Origin of the sequence: Leptolyngbya sp. CCY15150, assembly GCF_016888135.1 — a bacterium.
Classification (GTDB): domain Bacteria; phylum Cyanobacteriota; class Cyanobacteriia; order RECH01; family RECH01; genus RECH01.
This window is the reverse complement of record NZ_JACSWB010000169.1, coordinates 1-18,240: the sequence shown is the minus strand read 5'-3', so window position 1 is coordinate 18,240 and position 18,240 is coordinate 1. Positions and strand designations below refer to the sequence as shown.

The 18,240-nt window shown below is 53.2% G+C and carries 26 protein-coding genes; 16 read left to right on the top strand and 10 right to left on the bottom strand.

The window, feature by feature from the left end; translation table 11 throughout:
- Positions 1-147: 147 nt before the first annotated feature.
- The 7 genes from JUJ53_RS10260 to JUJ53_RS10230 all read right to left on the bottom strand — a co-directional run bounded on the left by JUJ53_RS10260 (position 148) and on the right by JUJ53_RS10230 (position 6,773).
- Positions 148-441 carry a hypothetical protein gene (locus tag JUJ53_RS10260; RefSeq protein WP_204151920.1) on the bottom strand — a complete coding sequence of 98 codons (294 nt, stop codon included), beginning with the start codon at positions 439-441 and terminating at the stop codon, positions 148-150.
- Positions 442-498: 57 nt separating this feature from the next.
- Positions 499-870: a hypothetical protein gene (locus JUJ53_RS10255; protein WP_204151919.1), complete on the bottom strand. Its 372-nt coding sequence runs from the start codon at positions 868-870 to the stop codon at positions 499-501.
- Entirely contained in the window at positions 867-1,169 is a 303-nt protein-coding gene (locus tag JUJ53_RS10250) for a hypothetical protein (RefSeq protein WP_204151918.1), read from the bottom strand. The genes JUJ53_RS10255 and JUJ53_RS10250 overlap by 4 nt, the downstream gene beginning before the upstream one ends.
- A 98-nt stretch (positions 1,170-1,267) precedes the next feature.
- Positions 1,268-1,870: a hypothetical protein gene (locus JUJ53_RS10245; protein WP_204151917.1), complete on the bottom strand. Its 603-nt coding sequence runs from the start codon at positions 1,868-1,870 to the stop codon at positions 1,268-1,270.
- Positions 1,867-2,142, bottom strand: coding sequence for a hypothetical protein (locus tag JUJ53_RS10240; RefSeq protein ID WP_204151916.1), 276 nt, complete (start codon positions 2,140-2,142; stop codon positions 1,867-1,869). Before JUJ53_RS10240 ends, JUJ53_RS10245 begins: the two co-directional genes overlap by 4 nt.
- 684 nt (positions 2,143-2,826) lie before the next feature.
- Positions 2,827-4,362, bottom strand: a complete 1,536-nt coding sequence (locus tag JUJ53_RS10235) for a hypothetical protein (protein ID WP_204151915.1) — start codon at positions 4,360-4,362, stop codon at positions 2,827-2,829.
- A gap of 29 nt (positions 4,363-4,391) precedes the next feature.
- Positions 4,392-6,773, bottom strand: coding sequence for a collagen-like protein (locus JUJ53_RS10230; RefSeq protein ID WP_204151914.1), 2,382 nt, complete (start codon positions 6,771-6,773; stop codon positions 4,392-4,394).
- 115 nt (positions 6,774-6,888) lie between these two features.
- Here JUJ53_RS10230 and JUJ53_RS10225 point away from each other — a divergent pair, with 115 nt between their 5' ends.
- On the top strand, positions 6,889-7,272 hold the full coding sequence (locus tag JUJ53_RS10225; protein WP_204151913.1) for a hypothetical protein: 384 nt from the start codon (positions 6,889-6,891) through the stop codon (positions 7,270-7,272).
- A 122-nt stretch (positions 7,273-7,394) separates the two neighbouring features.
- Here JUJ53_RS10225 and JUJ53_RS10220 read toward each other — a convergent pair whose 3' ends face one another.
- Positions 7,395-7,811: a hypothetical protein gene (locus JUJ53_RS10220; RefSeq protein WP_204151912.1), complete on the bottom strand. Its 417-nt coding sequence runs from the start codon at positions 7,809-7,811 to the stop codon at positions 7,395-7,397.
- A 473-nt stretch (positions 7,812-8,284) separates the two neighbouring features.
- On the opposite strand from JUJ53_RS10220, the gene JUJ53_RS10215 reads away from it, so the two are divergent.
- The 10 genes from JUJ53_RS10215 to JUJ53_RS10175 all read left to right on the top strand — a co-directional run bounded on the left by JUJ53_RS10215 (position 8,285) and on the right by JUJ53_RS10175 (position 13,114).
- On the top strand, positions 8,285-8,542 hold the full coding sequence (locus JUJ53_RS10215; RefSeq protein ID WP_204151911.1) for a hypothetical protein: 258 nt from the start codon (positions 8,285-8,287) through the stop codon (positions 8,540-8,542).
- 144 nt (positions 8,543-8,686) lie between these two features.
- On the top strand, positions 8,687-9,310 hold the full coding sequence (locus JUJ53_RS10210; protein WP_204151910.1) for a hypothetical protein: 624 nt from the start codon (positions 8,687-8,689) through the stop codon (positions 9,308-9,310).
- Positions 9,311-9,546: 236 nt separating this feature from the next.
- A complete protein-coding gene (locus JUJ53_RS10205) occupies positions 9,547-9,987 on the top strand; it encodes a hypothetical protein (RefSeq protein ID WP_204151909.1) in 441 nt (146 codons plus the stop codon).
- A gap of 186 nt (positions 9,988-10,173) precedes the next feature.
- On the top strand, positions 10,174-10,299 hold the full coding sequence (locus tag JUJ53_RS25075) for a hypothetical protein (protein ID WP_275415751.1): 126 nt from the start codon (positions 10,174-10,176) through the stop codon (positions 10,297-10,299).
- A complete protein-coding gene (locus JUJ53_RS10200; RefSeq protein ID WP_204151908.1) occupies positions 10,296-10,502 on the top strand; it encodes a hypothetical protein in 207 nt (68 codons plus the stop codon). Before JUJ53_RS25075 ends, JUJ53_RS10200 begins: the two co-directional genes overlap by 4 nt.
- A complete protein-coding gene (locus tag JUJ53_RS10195; RefSeq protein ID WP_204151907.1) occupies positions 10,492-10,728 on the top strand; it encodes a hypothetical protein in 237 nt (78 codons plus the stop codon). The genes JUJ53_RS10200 and JUJ53_RS10195 overlap by 11 nt, the downstream gene beginning before the upstream one ends.
- A complete protein-coding gene (locus JUJ53_RS10190) occupies positions 10,721-10,900 on the top strand; it encodes a hypothetical protein (protein ID WP_204151906.1) in 180 nt (59 codons plus the stop codon). The genes JUJ53_RS10195 and JUJ53_RS10190 overlap by 8 nt, the downstream gene beginning before the upstream one ends.
- A 51-nt stretch (positions 10,901-10,951) precedes the next feature.
- Positions 10,952-11,449: a hypothetical protein gene (locus JUJ53_RS10185; protein ID WP_204151905.1), complete on the top strand. Its 498-nt coding sequence runs from the start codon at positions 10,952-10,954 to the stop codon at positions 11,447-11,449.
- Positions 11,442-11,714, top strand: a complete 273-nt coding sequence (locus tag JUJ53_RS10180) for a hypothetical protein (RefSeq protein WP_204151904.1) — start codon at positions 11,442-11,444, stop codon at positions 11,712-11,714. Before JUJ53_RS10185 ends, JUJ53_RS10180 begins: the two co-directional genes overlap by 8 nt.
- Positions 11,699-13,114, top strand: a complete 1,416-nt coding sequence (locus JUJ53_RS10175) for a hypothetical protein (RefSeq protein WP_204151903.1) — start codon at positions 11,699-11,701, stop codon at positions 13,112-13,114. Before JUJ53_RS10180 ends, JUJ53_RS10175 begins: the two co-directional genes overlap by 16 nt.
- A 107-nt stretch (positions 13,115-13,221) precedes the next feature.
- Here JUJ53_RS10175 and JUJ53_RS10170 read toward each other — a convergent pair whose 3' ends face one another.
- Positions 13,222-13,617, bottom strand: a complete 396-nt coding sequence (locus tag JUJ53_RS10170; RefSeq protein WP_204151902.1) for a helix-turn-helix domain-containing protein — start codon at positions 13,615-13,617, stop codon at positions 13,222-13,224.
- Between the two features lie 81 nt (positions 13,618-13,698).
- Between JUJ53_RS10170 and JUJ53_RS10165 the strand changes: the two genes are divergently transcribed.
- From JUJ53_RS10165 to JUJ53_RS10145, 5 genes are all read left to right on the top strand, one after another.
- Positions 13,699-13,884 carry a hypothetical protein gene (locus tag JUJ53_RS10165; protein WP_204151901.1) on the top strand — a complete coding sequence of 62 codons (186 nt, stop codon included), beginning with the start codon at positions 13,699-13,701 and terminating at the stop codon, positions 13,882-13,884.
- Between the two features lie 64 nt (positions 13,885-13,948).
- Positions 13,949-14,164 carry a hypothetical protein gene (locus JUJ53_RS10160; protein ID WP_204151900.1) on the top strand — a complete coding sequence of 72 codons (216 nt, stop codon included), beginning with the start codon at positions 13,949-13,951 and terminating at the stop codon, positions 14,162-14,164.
- A gap of 57 nt (positions 14,165-14,221) precedes the next feature.
- A complete protein-coding gene (locus tag JUJ53_RS10155) occupies positions 14,222-15,808 on the top strand; it encodes an AAA family ATPase (RefSeq protein ID WP_204151899.1) in 1,587 nt (528 codons plus the stop codon).
- A 4-nt stretch (positions 15,809-15,812) separates the two neighbouring features.
- A complete protein-coding gene (locus JUJ53_RS10150) occupies positions 15,813-16,307 on the top strand; it encodes a hypothetical protein (protein WP_204151898.1) in 495 nt (164 codons plus the stop codon).
- Positions 16,308-16,488: 181 nt separating this feature from the next.
- Entirely contained in the window at positions 16,489-16,833 is a 345-nt protein-coding gene (locus JUJ53_RS10145; RefSeq protein WP_204151897.1) for a hypothetical protein, read from the top strand.
- 162 nt (positions 16,834-16,995) lie between these two features.
- On the opposite strand, the gene JUJ53_RS10140 is transcribed toward JUJ53_RS10145, so the two are convergent.
- Positions 16,996-17,916 carry a hypothetical protein gene (locus JUJ53_RS10140; RefSeq protein ID WP_204151896.1) on the bottom strand — a complete coding sequence of 307 codons (921 nt, stop codon included), beginning with the start codon at positions 17,914-17,916 and terminating at the stop codon, positions 16,996-16,998.
- Positions 17,917-18,240 lie beyond the last annotated feature (324 nt).

Genomic DNA, 18,240 nt, shown 5'->3' with positions numbered 1-18,240 from the left:
GAACGGAGAGAGAGGGATTCGAACCCTCGGTACGACCTAAACCGTACAACAGATTAGCAATCTGACTATAGCACCGCTGGAGTGCTTTCGTGGAGAGGGTTTCAGCGGTGATACGCTGTTACGCCCCCCCAATTTCCCCCCACACTCCTAGCCGTGTCGGCCAAGTGTGGCTTCACCCAACTTGGCCATCAAAAAAACTTTGACTTCGGTCTGGGTGGCATTCATGGTATCCAAGCGGCGGTGGAGGCGATCAAGCTCCTCCTCAAGATCCTTTGATTGAGAGGCGATCGCACTGCTCAGCCCTTCGAAGCTCCGGCGCAGATGCTCAAAATCGCGCTCGGCCGCGTAACGCTTGCGCACCATGCCCCGATACCAGGCAAATCCACCCAGGAGAGTGGAGATCAAGCCCAAAACAACAGAAGCGTAACTGAATAACGGCAACATGTTTGCCCCCTAGCGAGTGGAGTGAGTGGATGAAAACAGAGGGTAGAGCTTGGGTTATGAGGACTCACCGATGGCGGTGACATGAACGATAGCAGTATCACCGGCAACAAAGGTTCTGGATCCGTTGCGAATGGCACCCAGCCTGATATCAACGCTTGATGTGTTACTAAGAGCCGTATCAAAGGTGCCCACGTCAAAAATGGTGACGGAGCTGGTCACTCGTTCCAGCGTGGCCGTGATGGTGGGCCTAATTGCAAATGGAGCGGAAAACGGCTTTGCTCCTCTCAACACAATGGATGAATTAAAGGTGAGAGTCACAAAAAACGACTCAATGACAATCGCCCCCAGGTCAATGCGGTAATGTCCCTGTGCTGAATCAATGATGCGTTCGTCATTTTTGGGCAAGGCAACGTCACCCATTTTCATGCGCAGACCCTCACTGTCCATGCACCCGTTATCGGGCCGTATTGGGTCAGTTCGATCTCTAGCGAGTTGATATCAAGGAATGTGATCTCATCGGGAAGGATGGCGCGATCGCTGTTGTCGGCAATGCTCCAACAGACGACCTTTTTTCCTAGCCCATGGGTGATGACGATTTTTCCAGAGACTAGGTCTGAGTTTTGGAAGGTTTGCTCATAGGAGCTAGAGCCGATGTTGAAGTATTTGAAAGCTCCATCGTTGCCCAGCCCCAGGAGGCGATCGCCTGGTGGCAATGTCAGCGGCAATATTAGTTCGAACGATGCCGCCAGTGTTTCGGCTGCCCGTATGCCAATCTCGTTTGCACCCCGAATTATCCTTAAGGCTGTTGCTCTCATTTTTTAGGTTAAACCTCCAGGCTCGCCAGCCATGTGCCCACAATCTCAGCCCCATCCAGGTCAATTTCTACCGTGTTCAAGCCAGTAGCTCTCACTCCATAGGGGAAAATGCTCTCTAGGTCAGCGTTCCAGACCGTCACGCTAGTGGGATAGGCGTTTAGGTTGTGCCGCAACACTAGGACGCCATCCTCCAAGTCTGCGGCGGTGAATTGGCGAGAGTAGCTAGCGCCATCCCCCACCGAGGACGGCGCTGGCTGATTGGCACCGTATAGCTCAATGGTCAGATCTTGGATCCAGTAGGGCACCTCGATCGCAATTCTGTAGTCCGTGAGCCATTGCGGCACTGCTAGCACCTGCCAGCGTCCAAGCAGCACCGAGAACTGATGCCCTTGAACGTTTTGAATCTGTTCCCCCAGCTCCAGGGGCACAGACAAAATCAGGCTGCATCCAACCCGCCACGTTGGCTTAGCCGTGACGGATTGAGCACGGGCCACAACTTGAGAAAAGTTGAGTGAGTCTGGCAACGCCAGGGGCGGAATCGGATGATAGGAGCGACTGTCTACCGGCTCCGCCACTAATTCAGCACTGTGAATAAAAGTCCAAGCGCTCACAGTAGCCTAATCCCCTCCGCCCAAAGGTCTGCCAACAGGTTTGGATCGTGTCCTAGGTCAGCCAGTCCGTCAGCGTAATCAGCCGGGCTGATCTCCCCCGCAACAAACCGGTGGGTTAATCGCGAATGTGCAAACATTCTGGCGAAATCTTCCGCTTGACTCAATCCGCCTACCGGCGCTGGAATTGCAAAGAACAAATCCAGCGCGCCGTTATCGTCATCAGGATAGGGCGGAGATTGATGCTCGTTCGAACTCAATATACGCTCGTCCATTTTGCGCTCCAATCAATGCCCGGCGGGATCCACCCTCCCCAAACAGCAGCTCAAATTGTCCCATCAGATCTTCTGGGCCAAATGCTCCAGTGGTTTCAGAAAAGGGGATGGAGAAGTGAGATCGTCCGGCTGCATCGTAATAACGAACCCATGAGCTGTTCCATGCCGTCCGAACCACAGTAGGAGCCGCGTTTCCGCTGTACCAATGAATTTTGGATGGTTTGACACCAGATCCACGAAGGGGGAGCGCGCTTGTGTCAACGGGTAGAGTTGCCAGCAAGCCAGCATCAGCTAGCGGGAGACGAGTGATGGTGTCTTGATAAACCGAGGTTCTGAAGATTCGGTGCTCAGTCCCGTCTTTAATCAAGAGCGAGCGATAATAGGCGGTTGTCGCAGCTCCCCGAGATTGAACAGCCTGTCCGTCTGGGGGCGGTTGACGGTTTCGGAAATAGTTTGCTCGCGCTTCTGCCTGATCGGCTTGGCGCTGATAATACCAAGCTGGACGCATTCTGGCCATTGAGGGATTTCTCCGCGATTCAATAGGTTGATTCATTTAATCTAGGCGATCGCCAAATCGCCCGCCTACGTGGGAAAACGGAGTGACTGGCCCAAACGGAAAAAAATAAAACCCTATGGGGCCCGGTTCCCAACAAAGATGATTTTTTACGATTTGTGAAGATTGTCTTAGAGGGGTGTAAATCCTCGGGGCTCAAACCAGAGCGGAATTCTTAGAGTTTGTTCGTCGAAGGTTCGATTGTCTAGCGTCGTTCGTCCTTGCGCGTCTAACGATTGATATCTGGCCATCAGCGTGGCGTACACGGGAAACATAGGCGTGGAGCGCTTTCGCAATCTCTCGGCCACAAATTCTTCCTCCGAGACCGTAAGCCGGAGGATAGTTGAATCGCTGAGTGTGTGCATTCTAAGGAGCTGCTGCCGTGCTTCCTCAGCCGTGGCACCGTAGACGGCCATCTGCCGCTGATTGTCCAGCGTTGCCCTTGCGCAAAATTTCCCCCAAGAGTAGGGAGGGCAGGCCGTAATAATGTCTTGCCAGCTCAGACCTAAACGCACATCCGGGATTGAATAGGTAGCGGTCTTAGCTTGTGTGCCATCAGCATTACGCCAGGGCGGCGCTTGGACGGCCTTAAATTCGACAGACAGTTTCCGAAGCTGAGGGCGGGCTCTGGTGTGCTCCTCATAGCTTGTCCCAACAATCTGCCCTACATCTCGATTCCACACCTGTCTATGGGTGTTGATGGTGGTTTGAATCTGAGTCTGTAGCTGAGTCTGGGGAACAGCTTCGAACGTCAGGATCTCTGTAGGTGCGTTGATGTCTGGCGTGAGTTCGATGGTTCTCTCTGGCCCTTCGATCGCGTTGTTTGCTGCTCGGGACTGCTGGAATGCATCGTCTAGCTCATGGGCAATGATGAAGCCAGCCTCTAGGAAGCTGTCCCAGGCTTCGTCTAGCAAGTTTTCAACAAAAGCTTGCACAACAGTGTTATCGATTGACTCGATTGCCTCATCCACTTGGGAGTTAAAGGATAAGTCGGGCCCATTGCCTGACCCCCATTCGTCCTGTATCCATCGGGCTGTTTCTTCTCCAAAGACAGATGTAAGCAGGCTTGAGTCTGCCGACTTGATCAGGCGGCGGATCTGCATGTAGCCAGAGATAAGGGTGTTGTTTGCCAGGGCTCCGACTGTTTGGGTGAGAGCGTTGGTCATGTTGGGCAAAATCTCGCTTACTGCCTCTTCTGCCACTCGTCCAGAGACAGACTTAGCCAGCAACGAACCGCCCACCACTGGGCATAGAAACGCCACGCCATAACCGACTCCAATCCCCGCTAACCAGCCTAGTCCTTGCCCTACAACTCCTCCCCACAGGCTGGCAATCTGGACGTTTTGCGCTTCGATCAAGGATCCTAGCTGGGTGTCGCTTGCATTCCAGTTGAAGGACTTCAATTGTTCAATGCGATCAACTAGCCAGCCCCATAAACGAGTTAGGGAGAATCCTATCCCGCCCAGAATTCGCCCGATGAATCCCACCAGGGCGGAGCCAGCATTCCAGATGCGATCGAGCAGCCCTCCTCCCCCGTCATCCTCTCCACCCGATAAGCGGGCTAAGAGGTTGATTCTTCGTGGTTGGGTGATTGCTCCAGCGTTGCCCTGGACGATCGCCCCTCCGGTGACTCCGTTTGATGCGTTGAATCGTACAACTCTAGACAAGAGCTGATTAGGTGCTAGGGATATGGGCATTATTCAGGATCTCCAGGTTCTGGGGTGTCAATGCTTCTATCTCGGATGAACGGCTGAGGGGTCTGCTCATCGGCATTAAATCGGGACGTGGAAGTATTAATGCGCTGGATGAACTCATCCCACCCCTCATCATTGCCGGCGGCATCGCGGGTAAGCATTGCCTCGATTTGCTCTTGAACTTGCCCGGTTTGACCACTAGGCCGCATAAACGCAGCCTTGATGATGCCGGCTGAAAACAGAAGCCGCTGAAGGAAACCCACTAGCGTCTCTGGGTCATCGTTTTTGTATCCGATGACGTAGGCCTCACTCTCAGAGAGGAATTCAGCCAGGCTGTCTAAATGTTTCGGGTCAAAGTTATAGGTGATCTTCCGTTTAACAGAGTTTCCTTTAAAGCCCATAAAGTCAGCTTGGGCCCTAACAAAGTCTTGGGTGATGAGACTTGAGTTTTTGGTGGCGATGACTTCGGCGGCCAGGCGGCTAAGGAAGTTAATCGACAAATCAGATGACGTGGCGCTCATCTGCGCGATCGCATACAGCTCTGCTATGGCCTCCGATAGGTTAGGCAGTTCGATGGTCTGCACCTGGTTACCCTCCTGTAGAGGGTCGGAATCCTCAATCTCGATCTTGATGGGGAACTCTCCCACCACAGCGTCAAACTGTTTAAGGAACCAGGCTTGAAAGCTGGCTAGATCGTGATGCTTGATGAGGTCTGCGCCATCGGTGTAGGAAAGCAGGCTTTCAGGTGATTCGATCGGGAACTGAGACGCACCCAGGCGGTGATGGTTAACCGCCATCAGAGCCTCCAGCAGCTCTGGCAACGTGTAGACCGTGTCATCCCTAGAGTGATCATTCCCCGCATCTCCGTTGCCGTCCGAGGCATAGAGGTAATCCCTCCGAAGGGTTAGGAGCTGCTCAGGGTTGATGGTTCGTTGTGGCCTATCATTTTCGTCGAACTCCCACTCGTATCCGCCCAGCAAGTTGAAGATCTTACGAGCTAATCCCATGTCTTCTGCTCCTGGCAACCTTAATCTGAGGTATCTCACATCATCCTCAACGACCATCTCGAATATGGGGAAGGCGTCCTCCCCTTCTTCAATGAACTGGAGTTGAGGGATAAACAGCTCATCATCCGGCAACAGCAACACGTAGTTGCCAGGGGGCGTTTCTTCTGTTCTTGCCACGATCGGCTCTACAGCTTCAGGGTCGATCGCTGCCGATAGGCTCCTCATGGGTGCGGGTAACTTAATCTGGATATCAGCCGAACCCTCCGCTGTGGTTGCCTCTAAGCTGGGCACCTCCTCAGATTCTGGGGGATAGAGGGTGATCGACCCGGTGATGGTGAAGTCTTCCATGGATCCATCCTCACCAGGTAAACCGCGATCGCCCGGCTCACCCTTCTCCCCAGGCGGCCCCATTGGGCCCATGGGCCCAGGCGGCCCCATAGCTCCATCAACTCCGTTTTGTCCGTCTTGTCCGTCAATGCCGTCTTCGCCCGGTGGGCCGGGTGTGCCTTGAATGATGATTATGGTCAAAGTGTCTTCATCCTCCAAACATTCTGGTGTGGTGCAGGTTTCGGGATCTGGGATTGGATCCGGTAATGGGGGTGGGTCTGGCGGTGGTGGCGGTGGTGGGGGCATCGCACAGCACGTATCAGGCAAGATATAGTCTGGATCTCCTATTGCGTTGCCCTCTGAGTCGAAGCCGAGAACAACTGTCCCCAACGGCACAATTGAGGTGATTTGAAACCCTGGGCCTGGCCAGGGGGGGTAAAACTCAAAGGCAAAGAAATTGCCAGATTCGCGGCTTGGATAGCTAGCGGTGATTGGCCGCGGAGCAACCTGAGCATCAGGACTAAATGAATCAGGCTCAAAGAGCCAAAATCGCTCACTGAACGGGTTGGAGGAATACTGATCAGTCGGGCCCACGGGGGCACTGATCGGCCCGCGAACAACATACCGTGATTCACCTTCACGATCCTCAAGATAGCGCCATCCTGTCTCCTCGGAGGCATCCCTCACGTAGCGCTTGACTTTCCACCTAGTGCCTATCTGGTACCACTGGGGGCATTGCCCGGTAGCTCCATTAGAAAGCGCTAAGGCTTCGTAGTACTGACATTGTTGCTCTCGATCGCGCTCTGGGGGGGCACACTCACATAGTCCGTTCCAGGCCATGGCCATCCATGAGTTTGCCGCGTTCCCAACCACGGACGGGTATTCTGCCCCCAACCCCTGTGGTGGAGCATCACGGCACATGTTACCCACGGTGTTTGTGTAGAGGATGTCATAGTCACCAGGAGTCGGCTCCGGATCCAAGAGGTTTTCCCAATCTCCTGGATTGAACCCAAGCGGTAGGGTTCGATCGCCGCCCATCAGCCAATTCACAATACGATCAACCCTAGGGCCAAGACTGTACACATCCCTAGCCCTCACGGTGATGATCCGACTAGGATCAATACCATCTCGGATCCGAGTTCTGTCACATCCAGGATTCCATGTCATGCGCAATAAGAAATGGGTGAAATGGGCGGTTATATCAGCTCTTTCCGCTGCTGTGGTGATTGGCGTGGCGATCGCAGGCTATGCACTGCGGTACAGACCACTCAGCGATCCGTTTTGGACGGGAGCGGCACTGGACAATTATCGATTGCAGTACATCTGCATTAGCACCAGAGAGGGACGCTTCAATCCTATCGACCTTGACGCCGTTGTGCTACATTCTTACGCTTGCGAGGGGAGGGCGGTAGACGAACGGATCAAGGTTTTTCCTGGTTGCCAGGTTGATGAAGATTACCTGCAGACATGCGATCGCCCTTGGTGGGATTTTATCGAGAGGCGATCAGCAGAAGACTTGGTTCCAGGGACTTGGCTTAAAAAGTCGTGAGGGCATTTGCGAGCGCAGCAATTAACCAAGGCTGAAAGCCGCATTACTCCGTTAAAGCTTGTCGCAATAAAGAGGGGTAGACTTGCAATAAGCCTACCCCTTTTCTCGGAGCTAGTCCAAATTTAGTCCAACCACCTTTTGACTAGGTTATAAAGGGCGGCCACGGCCCCCACCCAGACCCAGGAATATCTCAACATGACCGTCGTCAAGAACTCAGCGGCGGCTCTCCTAGGATAAATCTGCTGAGCTGGAGCATGAGCCATGAGAATGAGAGCCAGGGGTAACGCTGCCATTAGCCCTACCCCAAAGTGAATGGGCTGTCGATGCCAGGGCGCAGCACGAAGCCACCGCGGTGGATCGCTCCATAGCAGTTTAAGAAACAGTGCCCAGATGCCCCACTGAGCCAGGTATATGGCCGCAGCAGCCAGCCCCGCAAACCCGGCATACACCAGAAACAGCGGCTCTCTTGTGAGCACGGTGCCAATGATGGCACACCAAAATACGCTGACGAAGGGGAGCAGGCCCAGATAGAAGGGCACCGACAATTTAAAGGTCTTGATCCAGGGAACGAAAGACGACCGTGATGTCATGTTGGCTGTAGGTAGATTTGATGAAGTTATGTAAATTGCGATCATGCGATCATGGGGGGTGAGACCCCTGATCGCATCTAGTGATCGCAATTTACATTCGTTTACAGAGTCTTGAAACGGGCTTACAGCAAGAGTTTCAGAAGAGGGTGTGACAGTTGATGTGACGAATGCGATCATGCGATCACTGTTTTTCTCGCATTTTTATAGTTTTTGAGTGATCGCATGATCGCAACTTCTCGAAACCCATACACAGCAAGGCTTTAAGATGCGATCACTAGATGCGATCATCACTTTCGGGACGTGATCGCATGATCGCAACTTTCGATCTGAGCGGCTCTAACCCAGTATTCCCTAGGGATGGAAGGTGATCGCATCTAGAATGAGATCACACGAAAACTGTCCCGAAAGTGAGATCAGAAGCCATGCACCCTCAAGAATTCACCGAAAAATGGGGAATTGATCGCCCGGAGTTCCGCAAGATGTTTTTAGACCGGAGCAGCTCGACAATATCAAGATGGTTCTCTGAGGACTGTCCCCAGGAAATTCAAGAAGACCTGGATTCAATGGATGCCATCTTCGGGGCACTACATTCTATTGCCACCGGCACACCCGATCTATTTACCGCCTACCTTGACCTTGTCCACAGTCGCAAACTGCCCGAAATCGGGAAGCGTAACTAACTAAAGATCAAGAAAATCGTTTAATAGACTTCCGTTTTCGGGAAGCATGGGCTATAGTGAATTCATCGCGAATTCGTAGGACGCCACCTACGAACTTCCCGCGAAACAACACTGAAACCCTAATGAATACGGAGTGAAACACCTATGAAACAGGTGCAGAGATCTCATACTTTCCGTTCGATCGGTGCAGCGATCAATCGTGATAAGCGAACCATTCAAAATTGGTACGCCAAGGCCCTAGTAGATGAAAAATGCGCAGAGATTGGGGCCATCGATGAGCGCTCCGGCGCTCGGATGTTCAGCGATGATGAGCGCGACATCCTCCTTAAGTACTATGTGGAGCTGCCCACATCCAGCCGGCGGCACACCAAGCCCACCCGCCCTGAGCTTGAAATCTGCGACGGTACCGAGATCGTGACGTTGGACACCCCAGAGATGGGGGGAGCGATCGACCTTAGCCAGTTTGCCGGCGGCGGCATCATCCAGCGCATCGATGACCCCGACCGCGTCGTCGAGGGCGTCTCCAGTTTCCTCGACCAGGTGCTGACCCACCTCGATCGCGACCTGGAGGAGAAGCGCAGCAAGTTAGACAAGACCGCCCAGGCTCGCGAGCAGGTTTCCGACAAGGTGCGAGAGTTTGCCTTCCGATCTGAGCTATACCGGCGGGATGCACAGGCGATCGCACGGGAACAGAACACCGCAGCATCAGACCTATCCACCATGCTCGAACAACTAGCACAACTGGGAAAGCCCGAAAACGCTGCATAACAGTAGCTCTGGCATTGCTTCTAATCCTGTTGGCTTAACCCTCAATTCATCAACCCTAGATATTCCCCTTACTGGAGACAACACCCATGGCCAATTTTGGTTATCCGTTCGACATCGAGTTAACGAACGTTGAAGCATCTGCAGTGACTGGCTCACGCACCCTCCATTACAGAATCATCCCAGATCGTCACTGTTCCCTATGGCAGGGAGAGAACTACCAATACCCTCTAGAATTCATGGCTCACGTAAGCCAGTTAGACTCAACGGAAAACCTCGATCTAATTCCCAAAGGTGCTGACCTCAACCAACTGATGGGCAATCACTTCATCGGTCGATTGCAGAATATTCAAGCACTCCACCAACAGATTGCCAATCACCGCCAAGAGGTTATTCGCCTCAGTTCATTACTGGCTCAACGGGTGCGTAGCCTAGCCCTTGATTCAGAGATGCCAGTGGAGCAGTCCGTCATCCTAGGCGGTACAGCTTTTGAACTGGAGCACCAGGACTACTGGAGCGACTACACAGATACCAAGTACTGGGCAGAAGATGCCCTCGCAATCACAAAGGTGGTGAATTTAACCGATGCCGAAGAACACGCGATCTATCCCCAGTCATCTGAAACCCCTGTATCAACAGGCGTACCGAAGGATGAGAAAACTTACACTATTGAACTCTGATTGCAGACAAGACATGGCGCTACTAGCGGCGCGGTGGAAGGCTGGGGAATCACTAACACCAGCCCAGCGCCACAAAATACAGCAGCTCATCCATCTATGGGTCTTCATCAAAAACCAGCGGCCGCCCCGACCAAGAAGCTAACCGCTGGCTACTCCAGAACAATCAATTCACAGAGCACAATCATTATGCCTCAGAATTTTTTCACCAACCTAGCGATCGTCGTTGTTTCCCTCTGGGTTATCGGAGGAGTCGTGAATTCCCGGCTGATTATGGATCCGGGTTCTCCCCAGAGTGAGGAGGTGAGGGCGTGATACTGCAAAAAATCCAGGCTGTAGAGTCCCGAATCAAGGGACAGCCACTCTGGATCCGGATCGCCGTCGAGGGCGGCATCTATCTGGCAATGCTGCCAGTCCTTTGGAGCACCAGCGGCATCGCCCTGGATACTTTCTTCCCCCACGTCCCACCCGTCCGAACCATGCTCAGTCAGTTAGAGGAGTCACGCCATGCCGGGTAAACGCGACGTTCAGACCTTCTCAATCAATAAGCCACGGGGCACCCATCCCCAAGCATCCAAGCGAGATTGGATCGCGGTTGAGTTCATGAAGCAGATGCTGAATGACAAGGATGTCACCCTGGAGGATTGCGCCCAGGCTGCCGTGATGGGTGCTGACCTTCTCCTCCAGGCGCTAGAAAACACAGCCAATCCACAGCAACCAGCGGAGGAATTAAGCGATGAGTGAAACGGTGATCGCTGGAGCGGCTGCAGTCCTGCTGATGTTCCAGGCATACAGCCACAGCGGCGAGACTGACCGCATGAATGCTCAGATTAGGCGACTCGAAAACCAGCTTGCTCAAACGGAGATGCAGCTTGAGTCCTACCGCTCCGGCGTGATTGAAGGACAGCTCAAATAGACGAACAGGGGGCAGGAATACTGCCCCCCTCACTGATTCAAAGGTGATTGTATGGGATTCCTTTCTAAATTTTTGGGCAAAGACCTGGACGCGGGCAATCATTCCATTAAGGAAGATGCCGCGCTATCGCCCACTCACGATGAAGTTTTCCGCCCAGGGCGGCCAGGTGAGTTCCACTCGATCCGCTCCATCCCCCTACTCGATCGCCCTCGCTATTTCACGGAAGGGGAGGCCGCAGCCCTGCAGGCGATCGCCAAACAGAAGGCGGCCGGGGTCAAACATACGGAGAAGGCCCTAGCGGCCATGGAATCGATCGAGGGCAGTGATACCAAGGTTCACGAGATGTACTACGGCTATCGCGGCAAGGTGGCCGAAACAGAGCTGCAAAAACTCAAGGCGAATACCGACTATGCAGCCAAGCTGCACGGTCTGCGCCCTGGCTATGCCGGCCTACAGTCTCGCATCCGCAAGGCCGACATGGGAGCCACCAGCAAGATCTCCAAGCTGAGGGCATCTCTCTATAAAGGCTTGGAGGTGGATGATGATTAGATCTCTGGGCTTTCTATCCCTGTTTCTGCTGGGGGCCCAACTCGCCACGCTAGGTGGATGGCTGGCCGTCGTGTTGCCGTCTACCCGTGATTCGCTCCTGGCGTTGGCCGCCGTTGGCATCGTGATCTATGCCTTGGCGTGGCTACTTGATGATGCATTGATATCTGCACTGAGGGTGAAACCAGCCGGTTATTATGCTGTGCTACTGGCCATCCTTGGTGCATCCCTGTGTGGATTGGGGGTGGCACTATGGATGGTGCTCTAACACAGTATGTCTGTTGCGCTAGCTTATCTGTAGTGTTGTGGCTGGGTGCTCGTGCCCAGCCTACAGAATGGATGCGCGGCGCGGCGCTTGTTGCAGCACCCATACTGAGTGGTGCTGCAGCCCGTAAATCGTCAGTGGCCCTAAATGCGCACCGATTTCAAAAAATAAATAAGGACTGCGATGAGCTATTAGGTAAGGAAAGGATTATAATAGAGACCGAAGCGGCGATTGATGTCCTAGAGGCTCATTACAGGCCTTGGGCACTGCCCCCCCAGCAAGCCCAAGCGATCGCCAATCACGGCTCATTGCAGGGAGCGTCCCCTCTCCCTGCTAGTGAGATTTTCCCGGTTGAAGACCTGGCGTTGACGATTGCCGAAAGCGACTCAGACGAACAAAATTTCTTATTTGTTGGTAAGAGTCAGAGCGGCAAAACATCCATCCTAGTGAATGCAATGTCCCAAAAGACCCTCAAAAATCAGGGCTTAGTTGATTGGTTTGTCTTCAATGGCAAACCAGAGCAGGACAATCGCTGGGGTGGATTGGTCGATAGTCCTAACGATTATTGGGCAGTCAATAGCAAGGGACGGGCGATCGAGATGCTGGGACAGTTCAAGGTTTGTGTCTCGGTGCTGCAGCAATGGCAGGATAGCAGCGCACAACACTACCCCATGGTGATCTGCATGGATGAGGTGAACAATCAGCGTATCCTGTTACCGACTCCACAGCGGCGGGAGCTTGGCGAGCGGCTTAGCCTGTTTGCTACCCAGTGCATGAGTGAGCGATCGGGGTTATGGCTGAGCACCCATAGCCACAATGTTGACGACATCGGTCTAAACAAGAGGCTCCAGCAATCCTTCCAGGTTGTCTGCGTGGGCCGCAATGGCAAGTATGAATCCATCGCGGCTGTACTAGACGATGAGTACATCATTCGCGATCGCGATTTGCGCCAAGCTCTTAAGGCCCAGCTCCAGGCGTACACCCACACCGGAGAGAAGGGGGCGATCGCCTTCACCAACTTAGGCGGAAGCTCTCGCCTGGTGAAGTTGCCCCACTACTCGAAGGACGTATCTCTCCGACAAACTGCCCTGAATTCCCCGGCATGGGCAAGTGGTGATGAGGTCTCCCAGTTGCGCGATCAACTAGAGCGATCGTGGCAACGTTCAGACAAAAATTCCGGGGAAAATCCCAATGGAATCACCCCGGAGCTTCACGGCATTATTCAATTTTGCCGTGAGAATGGCGGCGCTGTTTCTAGCCGCGATTGTCAGCGGAGATTCAAGCTATCAGCCGACACGGTCAAGGAACTTTTTGAGGTACTTGAACATGGCGGATGGGGGCGCACTGTCACTGACCCCAGCACCCCTAATCGGGTAGTTTTCCGTGTCACCGGTGACAGGTGACAGCGAGGCTCAAATCCTGTCACCATGCCGGTGACACCCGGTGACAGGGGGTGTCACTCGACTGGTGACAGGTGACAGCGAGGTGACAGGGGTGGTGACACCCTCAACTACTGTTTTTGCTCCTCCGGTTTTGCCACTTCAGCTATTAGCAATTGAGCCAAACGTACCTTCTCAGACTTAGGGAGATGTTCGATGAATCCCAACAGATCCTCAGCAACGGTGATCTCATTTGGAGCAATCCAATCATCGCCCCGCAAATACTCTAGAAACTCCTCTAAAGTCTTGCCATCCAACTGGGCGATCTTCTCTAGGTTTTTCAGATTGGGGAAGGACTCCTCCTCCTCCCACGACCTGGCGGCGGGAAAGCTGACCCCCAAATCTTTAGCAAAGCGGCGGATGGAGCGATCGCCTCGGAGCCGCGCCACCGTCTCCGACAGGCGTGAGCGATAGGTGTCCATAGACAAAAACAGTAGGTACTCGGTCAAAAGGTTGGGGGTAGACATCATACTCTCACAAAATAATGAACGTAGTGAATCTATCACTACTGATAGGTGCTACTATCAGCATAAGAATTGGAGAAAACGATGCGACGGAAATTGAACAAGCCTAAGAAGCAGTTTTCCCTGCGTCCTGAAACGGTGCTGGTGATTGAATGCTTGGCCATTGAAAAGAGCTGCACACAGGGAGGCATCGTAGACGAAGCGATCGCCCTCTATTTCCGGATGCACCAGGGGGAGAACCACTCTCCTTTTAGTCATCTAGCCAGCTAGACGGGGCGATCGCCCCACCGACCGAACTATTCACCCCATCCACAGACTTGAAGGAGCTTGATTGATGTTTGGAGAAGACTGGAGAGAAGCTGGAGCCCTTTATCTCATCGAATGCCTGAATGAGCTGGTCAATGGAGATAGATTTAATGAGCCGGCCGAATTACTGGAATCCCTCATCAACATGGCACCAGTGCTAGGCGTGATGGTCAAAGCTGAGGTGACATACGGCATTGGAACGATACAGGAAGCTCCTCAACCAGGTGCCTACAAAGATTTCTAAAAAAACGGCATCCTCACGCTTCAGAGGATGCCGCTACTGTTTTTGAGTGATAGTTTTATGAATTCTCTACCAGAAGACCCCGATCAGTTTTTGGAAGAATGCGCCCATGAACGAGAGCTATTGCAGGCTCTAAAGACCCCTAAGTCTTTGTTAGAAAAGCGCATGGAGCGAGAGATCCAGGTCGATATTTTACGGGCTCTCGCCAAGTCAGAAAATCCTGCTATTGCATTAGCGCAAGTTGCCCGATCCAGTAACTTGCCCCTAGACGTCATCATGGGGGCGGCTCAGCCCCTTGCGCAAACCCACCTAGGCTATGACCTAGAGGCGATGGAATTCCAGTCTTGCGTTAGAGAGATCGCCCATATTGAGGAAGCCATTCAGGATCCAGGGTTTAGAGACTGGAAAATTCAAGCCCTGGCCAAGCGGTATAAGAGATCTCCTAGAGATCTAATGCAGTGCTATAACAGGGCACTCGTCAATCAAAATCCAGTTTCGCCCATGAGTATGGCGGAATTTAGGGCTAACTCTGCCACCGAGGTGGAGTGGTTGATTCCCGGTTGGTTACCCCGTGGCACCTGCGCTCTCTTGCACGGTGATGGCGGGACAGGGAAGACGCTAATGGCGTATGGGATTATGAGGGCGATCGCCTACGGTGAGCCGTGGAATGGTTACGAGGTGCAGCAAGGAAGCGCTTTGCTTATCCAGTGTGATGAACCTCAGATCGTGCTTAGAAACAGAATGGATCTGTTTCAAATTGGGAATGATGCCCCGGTCGGCATCCTCCCCGATTGGCAGGTTGAGGCCATCCCACGGCTAGCCGTTTTCCTTGAACGAGAAAGACCATCCTTTGTTGTCATCGACTCCCTGAGCGCGATTAACTCCAGTACGCTCTTTAGCGAGAACGATACCGAGTACGCTCGACCGATTCTCCAACTGACGAAGCTTTGCTCTCAGTTCAACACCACAATCCTCTTAATCCACCACAGCAACGCATCTGGACAAGCCAGAGGTACCAGGGCGATCCACAACAGCGCATCTGAGGTCTGGGGACTCAAGTTTGGCGAAACCCCGCAAGAAAGGATTCTTACCGTAAACAAGACGCGACTGGGGAGGGCACCTGGCTCTTACAAGTTTGAGTTTGACGAAGACGACTTCTCATTCAACTACATCGGAGACGCGGCGGATCACGAGGGTGCAAGCGTCACCCAGGAAGAAAAGATCAGACTCTGGCTCTATCAGGAGGACAACCGAGGTATTCCCTTCACACCTCGCGAGGTGGCGGAGTTTTGCGGGATTGCATCGGCAGCAACAAGGCGGGCCCTGGGTGAACTTGCGAGTAAAGGTATTGTGATCAGAAAGCCATCACAAACCGATAGGCGAGGGAATAGCTACAGCTCTCCACCGGCACCCAAGCAGGGAGCGATCGACCTGGAGCCACAGAGAACAGATACGGAGCCACCACCCCAATTGCTCAGCGACAAGCTAGCTCCAGGGATGTGGTGCCAGGATTCTAATGGCCAGATGGGGGTGATTGATTCGATAGTGGGCGATCGCGTGGTGGCCACCTTCCCCGACGGCAAAACGCGGGACTTCCCCACCGACTTGTTGACCTATCCCCAATTAGCGCAAGAGCAGGGGAGGTGACACCATGCCCATGGACAGATCCCTTTACCCCAGCGACTGGGAGGCGATCGCCACGGCGATCAAAGATTCAGTGGACTGGAAATGTGAAGAATGCGGCCGCCCCTGCCGGCGGCCCGGGGAAACTCTGGAAAGTTTGGATGATCGCCTAACGCAGATAGGCCCGTGGAAAGGAGCCTGGCTAGACGATCTGTATGAGGAATATTGGGATAACGAATCTGGAGAGCACGGGGTGATTCCTAAATTGGGGAGATTTACCCTAACCGTTGCTCATCTAAACCATCAACCCAGCGACTGCAGACGGGACAATCTGCGAGCGCTATGTGCTCCATGCCATTGCCGGTATGACCTAAAAGCAATGGCAACGAAGCGGCGGCTTAAGCGTGAGAGAGACGGACAGCTCACCCTAGATTCACTTGTTCCCCCTATGCCGGCTGGCAAAGGCGGCGACATCTCACGGGTGCAATTGCCCATTGGAGGAATGCTCTCACCGGAGCCATAACCAGATAGCAGGCGATCGCTCTTAGACAGGGGGCGATCGCTCAAATCTCGCACCCTCAGATAGTTAGGGATGAGTACTGAAGGCGATCGCCCTTGCTGCTCATTCTTAAGGCATCCAGTCAACACTAAGAATGCAACCTTGCTGTCAGTAGAGACCAACAAATCTATCAAGTTCTGCAACCATGGCAAAGCCCCCATCTATCCGTGAGCTCCTTCTCAAAATCCAGATCTTGGAATTGAACCAGCAATGGCTTAATCGAGTTTTGATAGCCTACGGGTTGCCTATTGGTACATGGCTGTCACCATTCAAGGCCGCCAGTGTCCTAGGGGTATCCCTGGATCGCATTAAGTTGGAAGTGGAAAGGGCAGAGCGCTTGAGAGCGCTTGGGAAAAAGGGTGATATTGTTTACGGCCAGCATTACCGCAATGGACAAGATCCTGAAGCTCAACAAGCGAGCTGGCAAATTAATGTAGTTGAATTTTCGAAGATTTTGGACATCCCCCCAGATCAACGGAAGGTAACTTGATGAGTCAATGGGTGTCTTTACAGCAAATTGATGGCCGTTTTATAGGCGTTACACTCATCCCAGACGCACCGATCGGCCGATCAATGCCTTTTGTCTTGTTTGGGAGCTCTCTATTTGCGTACTGGGAGCCCGGCACCTATCGAGAGTGCTTGATCAGTGAGATTAAGCGCGAGTTTTTCCAATAACGTCACGGTAAACCTTGAGATAGGGTTGTTCACCCCACCAGGCGCGATAGCTCTTGAGATGAACGTCCAAGCTGTGCCCCATGGATTGAGCCAGAAAGTCAGGAGGTAAACCCATCTCAAACCCTCTCCTAGCGTATGAATGCCTCAGATCATACGCTTTGAAATTTAGCCGAAGCTGTCGGAATTTCTGACTGATCACCATACCCAGTTGATTATTATTTCTGCCTTCAGTCTTGACTGGTGGCAAGCGCTTCTTAGGCGGCAACACCCAATCAGAACAGGGCACCGGAAAAACAATCCGGTGCCCTGTCTTCGTTTCCTCTGGCACGACCAGGAGCGGCGGGTCATCCTCCATGCGATCGCACTCCACCAAAAAGACCTCATGAGGCCGCAGCCCATACAGCACCAAGGCTAGATAGACCCATTGCCAATCCTCTGGAAATTTCTCCAACGCCAGGGCGATCGCCTCATCAGAAGGGAGCGATCGTGGGGTGATGGACTGCCCCCCAGCGTAGCCTTTCCCTATCTCCCTGATTTCTTCGGAGGGCAACCCGGCAAACTCAGCCAGGCGGGCGTAGGCGAATGAGTAGCCCTGGCGGCTGCGTGTGCCAGGGAGCGATCGAGCTAGGATTGTAAGTCGCAGCAAATCTATTGACAAAGGGCGATCGTGTGGCAGGTGACACAGCTTAAGCCAGTAATCTTTATGCCAAGAGTTGACCTTTACCGGTGTCTTGGGTACCCGTTCCCAATGGTCACGCTCAAACGCGGCGATCCATTCCCCCGAGGTTTGGGGATTTTCCCTCTCAGTTTTTTGCCAATCCGCCCAATTCCACTTGTCACGGATGAGAAGTGACTCGAATTCGAGAGCGATCGCCTTCATCTGACTCAAGCCGGCCACAGTTGCAGGCTTACCAAAGAAAAATTCATGACGCTCCGTTGCACCTGGAGCGCCATTACGAGATGGGAACCGCCCACGAAGCGATAGGCAAGTTTTCCCACTCCGTCTGATTGCCACTTTTGATAATTGGCGGTTTACTTCTGCCAATCGATCATCAAAATTCATCCCCCCAATATCCCCCCAAAAACGCCCCCAATTACCCCTAATTATCACTGAAAAGGTGGGGGAAACTGAGAGCGCTTATTGGCTGAAAGCCTTATGAACGGAGAGAGAGGGATTCGAACCCTCGGTACGACCTAAACCGTACAACAGATTAGCAATCTG